General features: G+C 37.4%; 21 protein-coding genes. All 21 read right to left on the bottom strand.

The window, feature by feature from the left end:
• Window positions 1-22: 22 nt before the first annotated feature.
• The 21 genes from fliE to rpsP all read right to left on the bottom strand — a co-directional run bounded on the left by fliE (window position 23) and on the right by rpsP (window position 18579).
• Window positions 23-334, bottom strand: coding sequence for a flagellar hook-basal body complex protein FliE (gene fliE, locus ACSVDH_RS11420; protein ID WP_439249473.1), 312 nt, complete (start codon window positions 332-334; stop codon window positions 23-25).
• 10 nt (window positions 335-344) lie between these two features.
• Window positions 345-794, bottom strand: coding sequence for a flagellar basal body rod protein FlgC (gene flgC / locus ACSVDH_RS11415; protein ID WP_439249472.1), 450 nt, complete (start codon window positions 792-794; stop codon window positions 345-347).
• 2 nt (window positions 795-796) lie between these two features.
• The gene (gene flgB / locus ACSVDH_RS11410) at window positions 797-1186 is read right to left on the bottom strand and encodes a flagellar basal body rod protein FlgB (protein ID WP_299090065.1); all 390 of its coding nucleotides are present in this window, start codon (window positions 1184-1186) and stop codon (window positions 797-799) included.
• Window positions 1187-1406: 220 nt separating this feature from the next.
• Complete coding sequence (gene codY, locus ACSVDH_RS11405) at window positions 1407-2186, bottom strand: GTP-sensing pleiotropic transcriptional regulator CodY (protein ID WP_299090063.1); 780 nt, start codon at window positions 2184-2186, stop codon at window positions 1407-1409.
• A gap of 96 nt (window positions 2187-2282) precedes the next feature.
• Window positions 2283-3683: an ATP-dependent protease ATPase subunit HslU gene (gene hslU, locus ACSVDH_RS11400; protein ID WP_439249471.1), complete on the bottom strand. Its 1401-nt coding sequence runs from the start codon at window positions 3681-3683 to the stop codon at window positions 2283-2285.
• A 14-nt stretch (window positions 3684-3697) separates the two neighbouring features.
• Window positions 3698-4243, bottom strand: a complete 546-nt coding sequence (hslV, locus tag ACSVDH_RS11395; RefSeq protein ID WP_439249470.1) for an ATP-dependent protease subunit HslV — start codon at window positions 4241-4243, stop codon at window positions 3698-3700.
• Window positions 4244-4270: 27 nt separating this feature from the next.
• A complete protein-coding gene (xerC, locus tag ACSVDH_RS11390; RefSeq protein WP_439249469.1) occupies window positions 4271-5179 on the bottom strand; it encodes a tyrosine recombinase XerC in 909 nt (302 codons plus the stop codon).
• A 62-nt stretch (window positions 5180-5241) separates the two neighbouring features.
• Window positions 5242-6552, bottom strand: coding sequence for an FADH(2)-oxidizing methylenetetrahydrofolate--tRNA-(uracil(54)-C(5))-methyltransferase TrmFO (trmFO, locus tag ACSVDH_RS11385; protein ID WP_439249468.1), 1311 nt, complete (start codon window positions 6550-6552; stop codon window positions 5242-5244).
• A gap of 55 nt (window positions 6553-6607) precedes the next feature.
• Window positions 6608-8683: a type I DNA topoisomerase gene (gene topA, locus ACSVDH_RS11380; RefSeq protein ID WP_299090054.1), complete on the bottom strand. Its 2076-nt coding sequence runs from the start codon at window positions 8681-8683 to the stop codon at window positions 6608-6610.
• A 911-nt stretch (window positions 8684-9594) separates the two neighbouring features.
• Window positions 9595-10479 carry a DNA-processing protein DprA gene (gene dprA, locus ACSVDH_RS11375; protein ID WP_439249467.1) on the bottom strand — a complete coding sequence of 295 codons (885 nt, stop codon included), beginning with the start codon at window positions 10477-10479 and terminating at the stop codon, window positions 9595-9597.
• Window positions 10480-10590: 111 nt separating this feature from the next.
• On the bottom strand, window positions 10591-11493 hold the full coding sequence (gene sucD, locus ACSVDH_RS11370) for a succinate--CoA ligase subunit alpha (protein WP_299087108.1): 903 nt from the start codon (window positions 11491-11493) through the stop codon (window positions 10591-10593).
• An 18-nt stretch (window positions 11494-11511) separates the two neighbouring features.
• Window positions 11512-12672, bottom strand: a complete 1161-nt coding sequence (sucC, locus tag ACSVDH_RS11365) for an ADP-forming succinate--CoA ligase subunit beta (protein ID WP_439249466.1) — start codon at window positions 12670-12672, stop codon at window positions 11512-11514.
• A gap of 329 nt (window positions 12673-13001) precedes the next feature.
• The gene (gene rnhB, locus ACSVDH_RS11360) at window positions 13002-13766 is read right to left on the bottom strand and encodes a ribonuclease HII (protein WP_439249465.1); all 765 of its coding nucleotides are present in this window, start codon (window positions 13764-13766) and stop codon (window positions 13002-13004) included.
• Window positions 13767-14118: 352 nt separating this feature from the next.
• On the bottom strand, window positions 14119-14985 hold the full coding sequence (gene ylqF, locus ACSVDH_RS11355; RefSeq protein ID WP_439249464.1) for a ribosome biogenesis GTPase YlqF: 867 nt from the start codon (window positions 14983-14985) through the stop codon (window positions 14119-14121).
• A gap of 19 nt (window positions 14986-15004) precedes the next feature.
• The gene (gene lepB, locus ACSVDH_RS11350) at window positions 15005-15553 is read right to left on the bottom strand and encodes a signal peptidase I (protein ID WP_299087101.1); all 549 of its coding nucleotides are present in this window, start codon (window positions 15551-15553) and stop codon (window positions 15005-15007) included.
• Window positions 15554-15805: 252 nt separating this feature from the next.
• The gene (gene rplS, locus ACSVDH_RS11345; RefSeq protein ID WP_046514692.1) at window positions 15806-16150 is read right to left on the bottom strand and encodes a 50S ribosomal protein L19; all 345 of its coding nucleotides are present in this window, start codon (window positions 16148-16150) and stop codon (window positions 15806-15808) included.
• 159 nt (window positions 16151-16309) lie between these two features.
• Window positions 16310-17044 carry a tRNA (guanosine(37)-N1)-methyltransferase TrmD gene (trmD, locus tag ACSVDH_RS11340; protein WP_299087097.1) on the bottom strand — a complete coding sequence of 245 codons (735 nt, stop codon included), beginning with the start codon at window positions 17042-17044 and terminating at the stop codon, window positions 16310-16312.
• Window positions 17044-17565 carry a ribosome maturation factor RimM gene (rimM, locus tag ACSVDH_RS11335; RefSeq protein ID WP_299087095.1) on the bottom strand — a complete coding sequence of 174 codons (522 nt, stop codon included), beginning with the start codon at window positions 17563-17565 and terminating at the stop codon, window positions 17044-17046. Before rimM ends, trmD begins: the two co-directional genes overlap by 1 nt.
• A gap of 5 nt (window positions 17566-17570) precedes the next feature.
• A complete protein-coding gene (locus ACSVDH_RS11330; protein ID WP_299087093.1) occupies window positions 17571-17951 on the bottom strand; it encodes a YlqD family protein in 381 nt (126 codons plus the stop codon).
• A 110-nt stretch (window positions 17952-18061) separates the two neighbouring features.
• On the bottom strand, window positions 18062-18292 hold the full coding sequence (locus ACSVDH_RS11325) for a KH domain-containing protein (protein ID WP_439249797.1): 231 nt from the start codon (window positions 18290-18292) through the stop codon (window positions 18062-18064).
• Between the two features lie 14 nt (window positions 18293-18306).
• On the bottom strand, window positions 18307-18579 hold the full coding sequence (gene rpsP, locus ACSVDH_RS11320) for a 30S ribosomal protein S16 (RefSeq protein WP_299087091.1): 273 nt from the start codon (window positions 18577-18579) through the stop codon (window positions 18307-18309).
• Window positions 18580-18741 lie beyond the last annotated feature (162 nt).

Here is an 18741-nt window from a genome sequence, read left to right as displayed (position 1 = left end):
TCCTTAATCGTAAGAACAATTACTACACTTGGATTCTCATCATTTCTTGATAGGCTTCTATCGCTTTATTTCGCAGCTCAATAGCGAGAGCCATTGAAACACTCGCTTTTTGTGCTGATATCATTACATCGTGAAGTTCAACATTTTTACCGGCAGCAAGGGCCTCCGTCATTTTATCTGACTCGATTTGTGATTGATTGACTTGATTAATTGCTTGCTTTAATGTTTCTGCAAAGCTTGTTTTATTAACTCCTTGATTACTTGAGCTAAGAGCAGGCTTATCCTGTATTTGAGCTGGTTGTGTCAGTAGAAAAGGACTTACTTTATTGATCATTTATATCTACCTACTTCCCAATTTCTAAAGCTTTCATTAACATTCCTTTTGTAGCATTCAACACTGTCACATTCGCTTCATATGAGCGTGTGCTGCTGATGAGATCAACCATCTCTTTTAACGGATCAACATTAGGCATTGATACATACCCCTCTTCATCAGCATCAGGATGTTCAGGATCATAAATTAATTCAAATGGCGTTTCATCTTCGACAATTCCCGTTACTTTTACACCAGTCGTATTGGGTGATGAGCCAATAGCCTTGTTCAAAAAGGAAGAGAATTGATTGTTTTTTGGTTCTGTTACAACCATTTTCCTACGGTAAGGCTGCCATTCTCCTTCAATAAGCTTTCCTCGAGTTGTATCCATATTAGCCATATTTGATGAGATAACGTCCATTCTTACTCTTTGTGCTGTTAGAGCAGAGGCAGAGGTATTAATTGAATGAAAGATCGACATGCTTAATTTCCACCTTTTATTACTGTTTTTAATGACGAAAATTTACTGCTTAACCGGTCAATTAAGGCATTATACTGAATTTGATTTTTCGCCATTTCCGTCATCTCTTGGTCTATATCAACATTATTCCCATTATGTAAGTAGCTGGCATTTGCCCTTGTCACAACTTGATAATCTGATGCGACAGAACCAAATTCAAAATGCTTTTCGTCCGTTTTGTAGCTTTGCAGCTTTCGCAGCTCATTGTTTAGCGTTTGATGAAAACGAACATCTTGGGCTTTATAGTTTGGGGTGTCGACATTTGCTATATTGTTTGCAATCACTTTTTGTTTTGTCATCGAATGGCTTAATGCTTGTTCTAAATAATTTATGGTATTTGAAAATAATTTCATCTTATCCCCCTAAAAAACATACACACCCACGAATCGTATAGTGTCGAAATATGTTAATTTGTATTTTTATTGTATGAAATAATAGTCTTAAAGTCTATTAAGCCAATGTAAAAAAAAGTCGGATTTTGAATTTATTTTAAAATAAGGACTATAGACCTATGTCATATACAGCAAAAAAACACCTACCAAAATAAGCTTGGTAGGCATTTTTTACTTTTTGTTAATTTGTTTTTAATTTTTCCAATTCAATTAAAAACTTGTCATTTAAAACTTTAATGTAAGTTCCTTTCATCCCTAAAGAGCGTGACTCAATGACACCAGCGCTCTCAAGCTTACGTAGAGCGTTAACGATGACCGAACGTGTAATTCCTACACGATCTGCAATTTTACTTGCAACTAACAGTCCTTCATTTCCGCTTAATTCTTCAAAGATATGCTCGATTGCTTCTAGTTCACTGTAAGATAAAGAACTTATCGCCATTTGTACAACGGCTTTACTACGTGCCTCTTCTTCAATCTCTTCCGCTTTTTCACGAAGAATTTCCATTCCAACAACAGTAGCACCGTATTCTGCAAGAATTAAATCCTCGTCTTCAAATTGCTCCTGCACTCTTGCTAGGATTAATGTTCCCAGGCGTTCTCCTCCGCCGATTATTGGAACAATCGTCGTTAACCCATTTTTAAATAAATCACGATTTTCTACCGGAAAAGCTGTATATTCACTTTCAACATCAATATTCGAAGATGTCTCGGTAATATTGAAGAGATTGTTTGTATAGCCTTCTGGAAATTGACGATCCTCTAACATTTTTTTCATTCGATCATTTTCGATTTGTTGATTAACTGCAAATCCAAGCAATTTACCTCTGCGGCTGACTACAAAGATATTTGCTTCAATCACTTCACTAAGTGTTTCTGCCATTTCCTTAAAATTAACTGGTTTTCCTGCTGCTCTCTGGAGCATTGCATTAATCTTACGTGTTTTTTGTAATAGAGCCATAATCGGTTCCTCCTGTAACATATTAAATTGTTCAATTTGAAAACAGGCTGCCGCTCTGTTTTCCACTTTATTCTCTTAAAAATAAACTTTCTGATCCTATAAAATAAATTGACTTAGATCTTTATTTTTTGAAATTTTACCCAACTTATCTTCTACATACTGCGGTGTAATCACGATTTTTTCTAAATTGATATCTGGGGCTTCGAAGCTTAAATCTTCTAATAAACGTTCAAGAATTGTATGTAATCTTCTTGCTCCGATATTATCAGTATCCTGATTCACTTCATACGCAACTTCAGCTATTTTACGTATAGCATCGTCAGAAAATTCTAATTGTATACCTTCTGTTTCAATTAATGCTTGATATTGTTTTAATAATGCATTATCTGGTTCTACTAAAATTTTTACAAAATCATCGACGCTAAGCTTTGTTAATTCAACACGGATTGGAAAACGACCTTGAAGCTCAGGAATTAAATCAGATGGCTTTGCAATATGAAAAGCACCTGCAGCAATAAACAAGATATGATCTGTTTTAACAGATCCGTACTTGGTTACAACGGTTGATCCCTCAACAATTGGAAGAATATCACGTTGTACACCCTCTCTAGAAACATCTGCAGTTGATCCCCCTTTTGATTTTCCGGCAATTTTATCAATCTCATCAATAAAAATAATTCCTGATTGTTCTGTGCGAATGACAGCATCTTGTGTAACTTCATCCATATCGATTAATTTACTTGCTTCCTCATTCGTCAAAACTCTTCTTGCTTCTCTTACCGTAAGCTTACGTCTTTTCTTTTTCTTCGGCATTAAGCTTCCTAAAGCATCCTGCATATTCATTCCCATTTGCTCCATACCTGAGCCTTGAAGTAAATCAAACATAGATGCCTGCTGTTCTTCAACTTCAACAGTGACATAGTGATCCTCTAATTCACCTAACGCTAACTGATGAGCAATCCGGCGGCGTTTTTCTTGAAGTGATGACTCTTCTGTGTTATCATCCTGCTCATTCACTTGGCTGCTAGCTCCACCAAATAGCATTTCCAGCGGATTTTTAGCGGCGGATTGCTTCTTTTTCCCTGGTACTAACAACTCAACTAAACGCTTATTTGCGTTTTCCTCAGCCAATCCTTTGACACCTAGCATTTTTTCTTCCTTAACTAGACGTACTGCTGTTTCAACTAAATCGCGTACCATTGATTCAACATCTCTGCCTACATATCCAACTTCTGTAAATTTTGTCGCTTCAACCTTAATAAATGGCGCGCGTGCAAGCTTAGCTATTCTTCTGGCAATCTCAGTTTTCCCAACACCTGTGGGACCAATCATTAAAATATTTTTAGGGACAACCTCTTCACGCAGTTTTTCACTCAACAAACTTCTACGATAGCGATTTCTAAGAGCAACAGCAACCGCCTTCTTAGCATCCTTTTGCCCTATAATATATTGATCTAAACGTTCTACAATTTGTTTTGGTGTCAGCTCTTTATTCATCCCTTTTCCCTCCCTTATGAAAGCTCTTCAACAATAATATTTTGATTTGTATACACACAAATTTCACCAGCAATTGTTAAGGCACCCTCAGCGATTTCTCTTGCAGAAAGGTTATCTCCTGAAAAACGCTTCAACGCTCTGCCAGCAGATAAAGCATAATTTCCGCCTGAACCGATTGCTAATATACCATCATCAGGTTCAATGACTTCGCCTGTACCAGATACAAGCAAAAGATGTTCTTCATTCATAACGATCAGCATTGCTTCAAGCCTTCTTAATACTTTGTCACTGCGCCATTCTTTCGCCAGCTCTACAGCTGCTCGCTGTAAATTGCCGTTATACTCTTCAAGTCTGCCTTCAAAAAGCTCGAATAAAGTAAATGCATCAGCTACAGAACCAGCAAATCCAGCAATAACTTTTCCATTAAAGATTTTTCTGACCTTCTTTGCTGTATGCTTCATGACAACTGCATTGCCAAATGTCACTTGACCATCGCCAGCCATTGCGGCCTTACCGTTATGATGAATAGCAAAAATTGTTGTTGCATGAAATTGAGACATGGTTTCTACCTCCTAAGTATCTCTGCATTAAGCTCGGGGATGATGGGACAAATAAATTCTTTTTAGATGTTCTTTCGTAACATGGGTATATAGTTGTGTTGAAGATAAGTGCGCATGCCCTAACAGTTCTTGAACACTTCTCATATCAGCGCCTTCATTTAGCATATGTGTGGCAAAGGTATGCCGAAACATATGAGGATGGATATGAAGAGTAGAGGAAGCTTTCTTTATCATTTCATTTAATATGTGTCTTATACCGCGATCTGTTAGCTTACAGCCGCGATGATTGACAAATAAATAAGAATGCTGATCAGTATCTTTGTGCCGACTAATCAATTGCTTCCTTCCTTCGTTCATAAAACGTTCAATCGCATCCTGGGCATAGCTTCCAAATGGTACATACCTTTGTTTTCCGCCTTTTCCATGTACAAGAACCGTTCCAATAAACAAATCAAGATCTGATAAGCGGATATTGCAACACTCACCAACACGTATCCCCGTTCCATACAGAACCTCAATGAGTGCCTGATTTCTTTGCCCTAATGGGGTGGTACAATCCGAAACAGTAAATAATTTTTCTATTTCTTCTCCAAAAAGAAATTCGGGAATTTTTTGCTCTTTTTTTGGTAAAGAAACCAATGTAAAAGGATTTTCAGTTAATTTTTCCTCACGAACAAGGAACTTAAAGAAACTTCTTAATGAAGATACTTTTCTTGAAATTGTTTTTCTAGAATACTTTCTCTTATGTAACTGGGTTAAATATAATCGTGTATCATTATATGTAATTTCTTCCAGATGTAGGATCACTTGTTCTTTCATAAAGGAAAAAAAATCCTCAATATCATTGGAATAATTCACAATTGTATATTGTGAATAGTTTTTCTCAATTTGTAAATATTCAATGAAGAAATTTAAATAATTCTTAACATTTTCCATGATAACACCTCACAAGGGCTACTAAATGTTATCATAACTTTAGCAGCCCTTGCAAATGATTTCTATAGATTTTTCGAAATTTTTTGAATTGTTTCCAGAGCCCTATTTGCATGCATTTCATTTCGTTCTTTTTTACTTTTAATCCGCTCAGGTAATTCTGCGAAAATACCGAAGTTTGCATTCATTGGCTGAAAATTATCCGGATTAGCTGCTGTAATATATTTTGCCATGCTGCCGATTGCCGTTTCATTCGGAAATTCAACTAAGTCTTTTCCTAATACAAGATGTGCAGCATTTATTCCAGCAACCAAGCCTGATGCAGCTGATTCTACATATCCTTCAACACCAGTCATTTGACCTGCAAAGAATAAATCCTCACGATCTTTGTATTGGTAGGTTGCCTTTAGCAATCTAGGTGAGTTAATAAAGGTATTACGATGCATAACACCATATCGAACAATTTCGGCATTTTCAAGGCCAGGGATTAATGAAAGAACTTCTTTTTGTGGTCCCCATTTAAGATGTGTTTGAAAGCCTACTATATTATATAAAGTACCTGCTGCATCATCCTGTCGCAATTGCACGACTGCATAAGGTCTTTTCCCTGTTTTTGGATCTTCTAAACCAACAGGCTTTAATGGACCAAACAACATTGTTTTTCTGCCTCGTTGTGCCATTACCTCAATCGGCATACAGCCTTCGAAGAAGATCTCCTTTTCAAACTCCTTTAATGGAACGGTTTCTGCTGAAATCAAAGCTTCATAAAAACGATCAAATTCTTCCTCTGTCATTGGGCAGTTAAGATATGCCGCTTCCCCTTTGTCATAGCGGGATTTTAAATAAACCTTTTCCATATTAATACTATCTTTTTCAATAATTGGTGCTGCAGCATCATAGAAATATAAATATTCTTCACCTGTTAATGTTTTTAATTGCTCTGAAAGACTTTTTGATGTAAGCGGGCCTGTCGCAATGATGGTTGGACCGCTTGGGATTTCACCAACTTCTTCATTTATAACAGTAACATTCGGATGTCCTTTTACAAGTTCTGTTACCTTTCCGGCAAATTCATGACGGTCGACTGCCAAAGCCCCGCCAGCGGGAACTGCACACTCATCAGCTGCTTTAATAATAACAGAATCTAGGATTCTCATTTCTTCCTTTAAGACTCCTACTGCATTTGTTAATGTATTGGCTCTTAACGAGTTACTGCAAACTAATTCTGCAAATTTCTCCGTATGATGTGCAGGTGTTTGTTTTACTGGTCTCATTTCAAACAGACGAACTTGAATACCTCTTTTTGCCAGCTGCCATGCTGCTTCACTTCCAGCTAAGCCTGCACCTATTACATTTACTACCTGATCTTGATTCATGATTGCAATACCCTCCATCTAATCACATAAAAGAGGTGAGCCTTAAGACGCTCACCTACTTTTGTTGTTCTTCTTTATAATCACATTCCATACATTGTACTTGTACGCCTTTTTTCAGTTTTTTCTCTACAAGCATATTGTTACATTTTGGACAACTTCTTGCAATTGGTTTGTCCCATGAGAGGAATTCACATCCCGGATAATTGCTGCAGCCATAAAAAATTCTGCGTTTTTTTGATTTTCGCTCAACAATCATACCATCTTCGCAACTCGGGCATTTAACCCCAATTTCTTTTACAATAGGTTTCGTATTACGGCAATCTGGAAAATTTGAACAAGCCATAAATTTACCGTATCTGCCCATTTTATAAACCATAGGATGTCCGCATTCTTCACAGTCTACTCCGGCAGGCTCATCCTTGATTTCGATTTTTTCCATTTCATTTTCCGCTTTCTCAAGTCTTATGGAAAAATCTTTGTAAAAATCATCAATGATGTTAATCCATTCAATAGATCCTTCTTCCACTTTATCAAGACTGTTTTCCATATTGGCGGTAAATTCCACGTTAATGATTTCAGGGAAAAATTCCTTAATAAGCTCTAATACAATTTCACCTAGCTCTGTTGGTATAAATCGTTTATTGTCTAATGCCACATAACCTCGTTTTTGTATCGTATCTAGTGTTGGTGCATAGGTAGAAGGGCGGCCAATTCCCAGCTCTTCTAATGTTTTTACTAAGCGTGCCTCTGTATAACGCGGAGGCGGTTGTGTAAAATGCTGAGCCGGTTCAATATCTTTTGAAAAAACTTCATCGCCTTCTTTTAAATCAGGCAGCAATCTATCTTTTTCTTCTGTTTGATCGTCACTGCCTTCAACATACACTTTCATGAAACCTGGAAATTTTATTTTTGAGCCATTTGCTCTAAACAGTACTCCATTATTCGTTAAATCAACACTCATTGTATCCAAAATAGCAGGAGCCATCTGGCTGGCAACAAACCGTTCCCAAATCAGCTTATAAAGTCTAAGTTGGTCCCTGCTCAAGAATTCTTTCATTGATGCTGGCTCTCGTAATGTAGAAGTTGGGCGAATAGCCTCATGTGCATCTTGCGCATTGGTATTTTTCTTAGCAGATTTTGATTGTGTGCCACGGAACTCTTTACCATATTTATCATTAATATATTGAGCAGCTTCTGTTTGGGCAGTTTCGGATATTCTTGTCGAATCTGTTCTCATATATGTGATTAAACCAACAGTTCCTTCCTTGCCCAAATCAATCCCTTCGTAAAGCTGCTGAGCAATCATCATTGTTTTCTTAGCGCGAAAGTTTAATTTACGTGCAGCCTCCTGTTGTAAAGTCGAGGTTGTAAATGGGACAGCAGGATTACGTTTTCGTTCTTTTTTTGTTACTTTTTCAACATTAAATTTATTTCCGCTTATTTCTTTTAATATCTCTTTCACATCAGCTTCTGATTTTAACTCTTTTTTCTTTCCATTTACCCCAAAAAACGCTGCTTCAAATTCTTTTTGCCCTTTTAAGAACTGCCCTTCAATAGACCAATATTCCTCTGGAACAAAATCTTTGATTTCATTTTCACGATCAATGATTAAGCGAACGGCTACAGATTGTACCCTCCCGGCACTAAGACCTTTTTTTACTTTTTTCCAGAGAATCGGACTTATTTTATAGCCGACAAGTCTGTCAAGAACACGTCTGGCCTGTTGCGCATCTACGAGATCCATGTTAATGGAACGAGGATGCTTGAATGACTCCTGGATTGCATCCTTGGTAATTTCATTAAATACAACGCGGCAGTCGGAATGTATATCGACATCAAGGCTGTGTGCCAGATGCCATGCAATCGCTTCCCCTTCACGATCAGGGTCGGCTGCAAGGAAAACTTTTTTAGCCTTCTTGGCAGCTGTTTTCAATTCCTTCAAAACAGAACCCTTGCCTCTTATCGTAATGTACTTTGGTTCAAAGTTATGATCAATATCAACTCCAATTTGGCTTTTAGGTAAATCACGAACATGCCCCATTGAGGCTTTCACTTTATACTTTTTCCCTAAATAACGTTCAATTGTTTTCGCCTTTGCAGGTGATTCAACAATGACTAAATAGTCTGACATGCATATTGTCCTCCTTAAGAGGTATTCTCTCTTTAATACTTCTTATTTATTTGATCTTTCATTTTTTGAAAGATTGCATGAATGTAAATGTCTCTTCATTTACCTACGTAAAGTTTGGATGTTTTTTCCATTTTGAAATGATGTGTTTGATTTTAGCTTCATGTATTTCGCTCAGTATAGCAACAAAATCAACAAAAAGCTTAAAATATAGATTTAAATAAGATTTATAGGAACAAATTTAAAATCCTTATTTGATGATTGTTTCACAATATAAATCTCCACTATTATTAAATATTCCCATGCGATTTGTCAAACACAAATAAAGAAATTACCCTTATCATATACTAATTTAATATGAATGAACATGAATATTTTCACTAAAATGACAAATTCTTACGCAATTTTCCCTATCTTTACGGGTAGCAAATCCTTGCTTTTAAAAATTTTAGAACTTAGAGATAACTACCCGTAATGATCCGATAAGTCTCGCTAACCAACAATGAAATTACCCCATTGTTGGAAGTCTCCCTTTATCCCATCTTAACGGGTAGTAAGTCCTTTGCTTTTAAAAATTTTAGAACTTAGAGATAACTACCCGTAATGATCCGATAAGTCTCGCTAACCAACAATGAAATTACCCCATTGTTGGAAGTCTCCCTTTATCCCATCTTAACGGGTAGTAAGTCCTTTGCTTTTAAAAATTTTAGAACTTAGAGATAACTACCCGTAATGATCCGATAAGTCTCGCTAACCAACAATGAAATTACCCCATTGTTGGAAGTCTCGCTTTATCCCATCTTAACGGGTAGTAAGTCCTTTGCTTTTAAAAATTTTAGAACTTAGAGATAACTACCCGTAATGATCCGATAAGTCTCGCTTTATTATCTTAATTTTGTACTTTTTTCAAAAATTTAATCAAGCGAAAGTGGAAATTCTTCCATTATATTTGAAGCATTATGAACTAATTTTGCTCCGCTTTGTATTAGTTCATTTGTTCCAGCGCTATTTTCATCAAATATGGATCCAGGGACCGCAAATACTTCGCGATTTTGTTCCAATGCCTGGTAAGCTGTAATTAATGACCCGCTTCGCTTCTTAGCTTGAATGATGATCGTTCCTAAAGACAACCCGCTAATAATTCTGTTTCTCATTGGAAAATGCCACTTTTGAGGCGGGGTAGCAGGAGGATGTTCAGAGAGGATCAGATGTGATTCCATGAGCTTTTTTGCTAATGGGATGTTTTGTTTAGGGTAGAGATAAAATAAGCCACCTGCAATAACTGCGATCGTTTTTCCACCGTTTTTTATAGCTGTTTCATGCCCTATTGTATCAATTCCTTTTGCCATTCCGCTTACTATTATCCAATTTTCCATAATAAGCGGTTTTAATAGGTACTCTAGCGCTGTTTCACCATAATTTGTTGGATACCTAGTTCCGACTACACTTATCAAATGCGGTTGCTGTGTAAGACGAATATCTCCCTTGTAATATAGGATTGGTGGAGGGTCAGAAATTTCCTTAAGAAGCGGCGGGTAGTTTTTATCATAAAGGGAAACAAAACAAATTTGCTGTTGTTTATATGTTTCCAAAAGGGTGTCAACTTGTAATGAAGCAAACTCTTTTTTGATTGCGAGAGCTTTTTCTTTCGGAATATTAAAATAGCTCGCCCATTCGTTTTCCTTAAGGAAGTGAAAATTAGTTAATGTGGGATCAATCGTTAAAAGCTTGTGAAGAAGATGATGACTGATTCCTTTACAATGTGATAATGTAAAGAGTGTTTTTGTAACAGTATCCATATGGCCTCCTATTTTACCTTTATTTACCTACTATTAATATAGCAATTCATTTAAAAGCATAAGGAAAAGGAACAGGTGAACACCTGTCCCTTCCCTTTCAGAAGAATCTGATTAATGTGTTTTGCATTTTTCATATAACCCTTGCTCTTTAAGCACGGAAATAAGTGTTTCTCCCATTACAGAAGGTGTTTCAGCAACCTTAATGCCGCAAGCGTTCATTGTTTTAATTTTTTCTTCAGCCGTACCTTTACCACCTGAAATAATCGCTCCAGCATGTCCCATACGTTTTCCAGGAGGTGCTGTTTGACCGCCGATAAAGCCAACTACCGGTTTCGTCATATTTGCTTTTACCCATTCAGCTGCTTCTTCTTCAGCAGTTCCGCCGATTTCACCGATCATGATCACTGCATACGTATCTTCATCTTCATTGAAGGCTTTAAGCACATCGATAAAGTTTGTTCCATTTACCGGGTCACCGCCAATCCCAACCGCAGTTGATTGACCAATGCCAGCTTGTGATAATTGATGAACAGCTTCATATGTAAGTGTTCCTGAACGGGAAACAACACCTACATGGCCTTTTTTATGAATGTAACCAGGCATAATACCGATCTTGCATTCCTCAGGTGTGATAACACCCGGGCAGTTAGGGCCAACTAGACGAGTTTTCTTGCCTTCCATATAACGCTTAACATTAACCATATCCATTACCGGAATATGCTCAGTGATACAAATTACCAAGTCTAATTCAGCGTCTACGCCTTCCATAATTGCATCTGCAGCGAAAGGAGCAGGTACATAAATAACTGAAGCGTTTGCACCTGTAGCTTTAACTGCTTCTTGAACTGTATTGAAAACTGGTACACCCTCTACTTCAGTTCCGCCTTTTCCCGGAGTGACACCACCAACAATCTTTGTACCATATTCAAGCATTTGTTTCGTATGGAAAAGGGCTGTTGACCCAGTGATTCCTTGAACGATTACTTTAGTATCTTTATTAATAAATACACTCATGTTTGTCCCCTGCCTTTCTTACCCTACTAATGAAACGATTTTTTGTGCGCCGTCAGCCATAGACTCTGCAGAAGTAATATTTAAGCCAGACTCATTTAAAATTTTCTTTCCTAAATCAACATTTGTTCCTTCAAGACGCACGACAAGCGGGATCTCTAAACCTACTTGTTTTGTTGCCTCTACAACACCTTCTGCAATAACGTCACATTTCATGATTCCACCGAAGATGTTAACGAAAATTCCTTTAACATTTTGATCGGAAAGAATAATTTTGAACGCTTCTGTTACTTTCTCTGCAGTTGCACCGCCCCCAACATCAAGGAAGTTTGCAGGTTCACCGCCGTAGTATTTAATAATGTCCATTGTAGACATCGCAAGACCAGCACCATTTACCATACAGCCAATGTTACCGTCTAAAGAAATATAACTTAAATCGTACTTAGAAGCCTCAATTTCTTTTGGATCTTCTTCTTCAAGATCGCGATATCCGACAATATCTTTATGGCGATATAATGCATTTGAATCAAAATTCAATTTTGCATCAAGTGCCATAACTTTTCCATCACCTGTTACAACTAATGGATTAATCTCTGCAATTGAACAATCCTTTTCTACAAAAACTTTATACAAGCCCATCATAAATTTAACAGCTTGTCCAACAAGTTCTTTTGGAATATTAATGTTAAATGCAATTCTTCTAGCTTGATAGCCTTGTAATCCTACTGCGGGATCAATGACTTCTTTAAAGATTTTTTCAGGAGTTTTCTCTGCTACTTCTTCAATTTCTGTTCCGCCTTCTTCAGATGCCATTAGAACAACGCGTGATGTAGCACGGTCTAAAACAAGGCCGATGTAATATTCCTTCTTAATATCGCACCCTTCTTCAATAAGCAGGCGCTTAACTTCCTTGCCTTCAGGGCCAGTTTGGTGTGTTACTAATGTCTTACCAAGAATTTCTTCAGCATATGTACGAGCCTCTTCCAGGTTTTTAGCAACTTTTACTCCGCCGGCTTTACCGCGTCCACCTGCATGGATTTGAGCTTTTACCACTACTACATCTGTTCCAAGTTCTTTTGCAGCTTCAACTGCTTCATCTACAGAAAAAGCCACTCGTCCGTTCGGTACAGAAACTCCGTATTTACGTAGGAGTTCTTTCCCTTGGTACTCATGGATATTCATTTGCCATCCTCCTAACCAATTTACAATAATAAAAAATATACTGCGCTTTCATTTTATATAATAGTTTTCAGCTTGTCTACCATTCGACACAAAATAGTATGCTCTCCAAGAAAATTAATTTTTATTTTATTAAAATAGATTGATTTAAGATATTAAAACTTATCTAGTACAGCATAAACTAGTACAGTACAGCTAAAAGCCTCTGTAACAGCTTACAGAGGCTTTTATGAAGCGTTTAGAATAATTGGACTACTATTTTACCTTTAACATAATTTCACTAATGATAAGCATTTTAAAGCTTCTAACAACAACTCTTCTTTTTTAAAAGATTATAATCGATCCTTTACAGGTGCATAGCTTTTACGATGATATTCTGTCACTCCATGTCTTTGCAATGCATCCAAATGGTATCTAGTACCATATCCCATATGCTGTTCAAAACCATATTCGGGGAAACGCTTGGCTAAATCCTGCATGAACCGGTCCCTCGTCACCTTTGCAATAACAGAGCTTGCAGCAATTGATACGCTTTTGGCGTCACCCTTGATGATTGACTCTTGAGAAATCGGTAATTCGAGCTTCATCGCATCAAGTAATAAATAATCAGGCTCTATCTCCAATTTTTTAATCGCTTGCTTCATGGCAAGTTTTGTCGCTTCATAAATATTTATTTCGTCGATGACTTCTGCTTGAACGATGCCAATCCCAATAGCTTTTGCATTTGTTTTAATTAAATCGAAATACTTCTCTCTCATTGCCGCTGTTAATTTCTTTGAATCTGTTAACCCTGGTATGTAACACTCTTCTTTTAAAATGACTGCCGCTGCCACAACAGGTCCTGCCAACGGTCCTCTTCCAACCTCATCAACACCTGCAATTAGGTGAAAACCTTGGGCATGCGCTTTTCTTTCATAGCTAAGCATGCCATAAAACTGCTCTTGCAAAGCTTTTTCCTGTTCATAATGTTTCCACCATTTTTGAACAAGCTGTTGAACACCTTTTCTTGAATCATCTTTACATTGCTCTAAAAAAGGATCGTTTTCATTAGTAATCCTCGTTATTCTATCTTGTATTTCCTTAATGGTTAAGTTCATTTCTATTAATCTCCTCACACTTACTCCTTTACTATTATATCTCTTTTTTTCGCTACAAAGAAGGAATTATTTACCGCAGTCAGTAGGTTTACGAAAAAGCCAAATAATAAGAAAAGCACAAGCGCCTTGATCAGCCTAGGGCAAATAAGCCACTCATGAATAGAAGGCGTTCTTTGCCTTCTATTCATGAGTGGCTAGACCCTAGAGGCAGTCAAAAACGCGAAGTCCTTATCTCTTGACTGCACTTGCACGTCCTGTGCTTCGGGGCTAGGCGCTGGAGCTAGACACTAAAACTATGTACAAAATTTTCTTCCCTTTTAAATAAAGACTCGCAATGCTGCGAGCCGTTGGTCTAGCTATTGATTTCGGTAAATTGTTTCGGCGTTTCGAAGGAGAGTCTTCCTAATTTATCAGCTCGTATTTCTCTTAAAACAAGCTCAGAGGTTTTATCGTAATCAATATAACCACCTGGCATGATGCAACCTCTTTTTTTACCAATGACATCAAAAAGCGGAACAACCTCATCAGGCAGCTCTTCAAGATCAAAACGCTCCTTAAGTCTGTGCGGGTAATGTTCCTTTAAAAAATTTAATGCAAATACCGTAACCTCTTGCAAATTCAGAATGGCATCTTTAATAGCACCAGTTGTTGCTAGTTTTAAACCGACTAGCTGATCTTCAAACTTTGGCCAAAGTATACCTGGCGTGTCCAATAGCTCTAGCTCATTTCCGACCTTAACCCATTGCTGAGCAGTCGTTACACCTGGTCTGTCACCAGTTTTAGCAATATTTTTCTTTGCAAGCCGATTGATTAAGGTTGATTTTCCCACATTTGGAATCCCGATGATCAGCGCACGTATTGCACGAGGCTTGATTCCCTTTGCAGCCATTTTATCAAATTTCTCTTTTAATAATTCTTTTGATAATTGAGTTATTTGTTTTAACCCTGTCCCTGTTTGTGCATCAATGGCAAGAGCAGAAATTCCCTTTTCTTTAAAATATTCAAGCCATTGCCTCGTTACAGATTCATCAGCTTTATCAGCTTTGTTTAATAAAACAATACGGGGCTTTGATGATACAATTTCATCGATCATTGGATTCCGCGAAGACATGGGAATTCTTGCATCAACAAGCTCGAAGACAATATCAATTAATTTAAGCTTTTCTGTTACCTGTCTTCTTGCTTTCGCCATATGTCCAGGAAACCATTGAATTGTCATAAAAAACACCTTCTTTTCATTACTCAAATCTAAAGCTTGAGATTGGCCAATAAACCAAGCTTGCTTTACCCATTACTTCTTCTATTGGAATGGTTCCAATATGCCGGCTATCTTTACTTTGCCTTCTATTATCACCCATAACAAAAATATGACCCTCCGGCACCGTTTCTTGTCCAATGATGCTTTCAAGATCAAAGGGCTCAGTTAATGGTCCGTCTACTAGTTGATTTTTATATTCTTCAAGATAAGGTTCTTCATACTTTTTGCCATTAATATAAAGTGTATCATTTTTATACTCAACATGATCTCCTGGTAAGCCGATTACTCTCTTAATATAATCTTTATCAACAGTAGCATGAAAAACAACAATATCAAAGCGATCAGGTTCACCAATTTTATATGAGAATTTATTCACAATCATTCTGTCTTGTGTATGTAAGGTAGGCATCATTGAGTGCCCATCAACTATAATTGGAGCAAAAAAGAAATACCTTATGACAGCCGCTAAGATGACGGCAATTGCTAACGCTTTAATCCATTCGAGCAGTTCATTTTTCTTTTTTGTCATACTTTCACCTACTCTAGTAATCATTATGACCACAGTCTACTTATTACTATACCCTATAAAAAGGCATGACAACCTTAGGATTTCTTATAAGAACAATATATAAAGCATTTTTGGGCACCTAGTTTCTTTTTAACAGCTTTCCGGATTTAGATGAAAAAGGAGCTTGTTCATGAACAAGCTCCTTATCAACTATACGGACAGCATAAGCAAGCTGCGACCCATATATTGAGACCTAGCAAAAGCTAAGCAATCTTATCGAATTTCTTTGATACGTGCAGCTTTACCACGTAATTGACGTAGGTAGTAAAGTTTAGCACGGCGAACTTTACCGCGACGGATAACTTCTAATTTCGCGATCTTTGGTGTGTGTACAGGGAAAGTACGCTCAACACCTACACCGTAAGAGATCTTACGAACTGTAAATGTTTCACTAATTCCACCACCACGACGCTTAATCACAACACCTTCAAACACCTGGATACGCTCACGAGTACCCTCAACAACTTTAACGTGTACGCGTACTGTATCACCAGGACGGAATGCAGGCAGATCAGTTTTTAATTGTTCTTTTGTGATTTCTTCAATTAGTTTTTGCATCGTATTCAACTCCTTCCAACAGATGCTCTTACCAATCTTCTAATTGCAGCGGAACATCGTTTTAAAAGACTTCTGCAGCGAAAAATTTATATAATAAATTTTTATTTGACAGGAAGCCACGAGATTTATCATACCATATAGACGCATTGCCTGCAATAGCTAGTTCTCGTTTTTCCATTGTTTTATGAACGATTTTTGTTCTTCTGTTAAAGGATATGATTCTAATAGGTCCGGTCTTCGTTCAAAGGTTCTGCGCAGCGACTCCTTCTCACGCCATTCCTTGATAAGCTTATGATTTCCTGATAAGAGGACATCGGGAACCTTCATGCCGCGAAAATCGGCGGGTCTTGTATAGTGTGGATGCTCCAGTAGGCCAGAGCTATATGAATCCAATACAGGAGAGTCCTCATTTCCAAGTACACCTGGTAGCAGGCGAACAACGCTATCTGCAATGACCATTGAGGCTAGCTCTCCGCCTGTTAAGACAAAGTCTCCAATCGAGATCTCATCTGTGACAAGATGCTCTCTTATTCGTTCATCATAGCCTTCATAATGACCACAAATAAACAACAGATGCTCCTCTGTAGCTAATTGTTCGGCTTTTGCCTGTGTAAAACGTTCACCTTGCGGGCACACAAGGATCACTTTAGGTGTAGAGTCTGTCTCCTTTCTGATCGCTTCTACAGCATCGAAAATAGGCTGGGGCTTCAATACCATTCCTGCTCCACCGCCATATGGATAATCATCCACAGTATGATGTTTATTTGAGGAGTAATCGCGAAAGTTAATGACGCGAAATTGCACAGCGTTTTTTTCTTGTGCTTTTTTTAAAATCGATTCATTTAATACACCATGAAACATCTCTGGAAATAGTGTCATAAAATCAATTTTCATTAGTCTAGTAATCCTTCCATTGGTGTAATGATCACTTTTTTAACTTCTACATCAACGTCCTTAACAATCTCTTCGATGTAGGGAATAAGAAGATCTTTACCTGCCTTTCTTTTTATCACCCAGACATCATTTGCCCCAGTTGCTAAGATCTCACGAATCGTGCCGATTTCTTCTCCTTCATCGGAGTAAACTTTACACCCTATAATTTCATGAAAATAAAATTCACCTTCATCCAGGTCTGTTAATTGCTCTTCATTTATCTTCAATAATGAACCTTTAAAATGTTCAACATCCTGAATAGAATTCATTCCTTCAAAGGTAAGCAAGTCGAAATTTTTATGTACACGATGGCTTTCGACAACTACCTCAATTGGGTCATTAGAGCCTTCCTTGAATATGTATAATTTGTTGCCAGGCTCATATCTTTCCTCAGCAAAATCTGTTTTCGAAATCACGCGAACTTCCCCTCTAATTCCATGCGTGTTAACGATTTTTCCAACATTAAACCATTTTTCGGACATCATTATCACCTCAGGCGTATTTGATCTACAATCCCATCTTTGATGACAATCGTTTTTTCCTTCATTAATTCATTCCAATTATCACCAATATTTACTTCAATGATCGCTTCAACTTCCTTTTCTTTTAGCTCGCTGCCGATTGGCAACGTATTCGCTTGTTGAAGCTGAAATTCAACCAGTTTAATTTTCTCCCGCCTTTTATCAATCTCTTTTAAAAATTGACTTGCAAGCTGCTTACTCGTTCTCTCAACCTTTTTATATTCAAAGTATAATTGATCACATTCTTGCTCTAGTAGTTGTTTCTTGTTGTTAAACTGCTCGATCAATGATTTTTTGCTAGTTTCGGTTAATATTTGTTTCACGATTACGCGGTGGAGTATATTCATTATTCTTCCTCCCCTATTAAAGCTTCTATACAAAAAAAGCGGAAGCGATTATTTCAGAGAAGCCATTCTATTGGTACAAAAAAAGGGGAGGATCCTTCCTCACCCTTTTTTTAGTCATTGATTTCAAGTTGAATTCTTTTAGATGAATTAGATCCCGCTGCATATACAACAGTTCGAATTGCTTTTGCTATACGGCCTTGTTTTCCGATTACCTTGCCAATGTCCTCTTTATGAACAGAAAGGCGATACGTAATTTGGTTCTCTGTTTCCAGTTCTGTTATTTCAACATATTCTGGTGAGTCAACAAGTGGCTTAACAATTGCTTCGATTAACTCTTTCATCTCATTCACAGACATTACTTGCTATATTTTGCGTTATGGAATTTTTCCATAATGCCTTGTTTAGAGAACAAGTTACGTACTGTATCAGAAGGTTTCGCACCATTTTGCATCCATTTCAACGCTAATTCTTCGTTGATTTTAACCTCTGCTGGTTGTGCAACTGGATTGTATGTTCCAACTACCTCGATATAACGTCCATCACGTGGTGAACGAGAATCTGCTACTACAATACGATAAAAAGGAGATTTTTTTGCTCCCATACGTTTTAAACGAATTTTTACTGCCATTTTATAAAGCACCTCCGAAAATGTTTCAACAAGATAGTATATTATCAAATAAGTGAAGTGATGTAAAGGTTTTTTTCTTGTCAGAAGAAAATTCCTTTAGAAAAAGTGGCTTTTTACTAAGTTTTGGTTGCTAGCTTCAGTGCCTAGCACCTCGAGTCATAA

The sequence above is a fragment of the Metabacillus sp. Hm71 genome, from assembly GCF_051842955.2.
In the GTDB taxonomy this organism is placed as follows: domain Bacteria; phylum Bacillota; class Bacilli; order Bacillales; family Bacillaceae; genus Metabacillus.
Note: the sequence above shows the minus strand (reverse complement) of the source record. Positions and strands in the feature narration are given on the sequence as shown.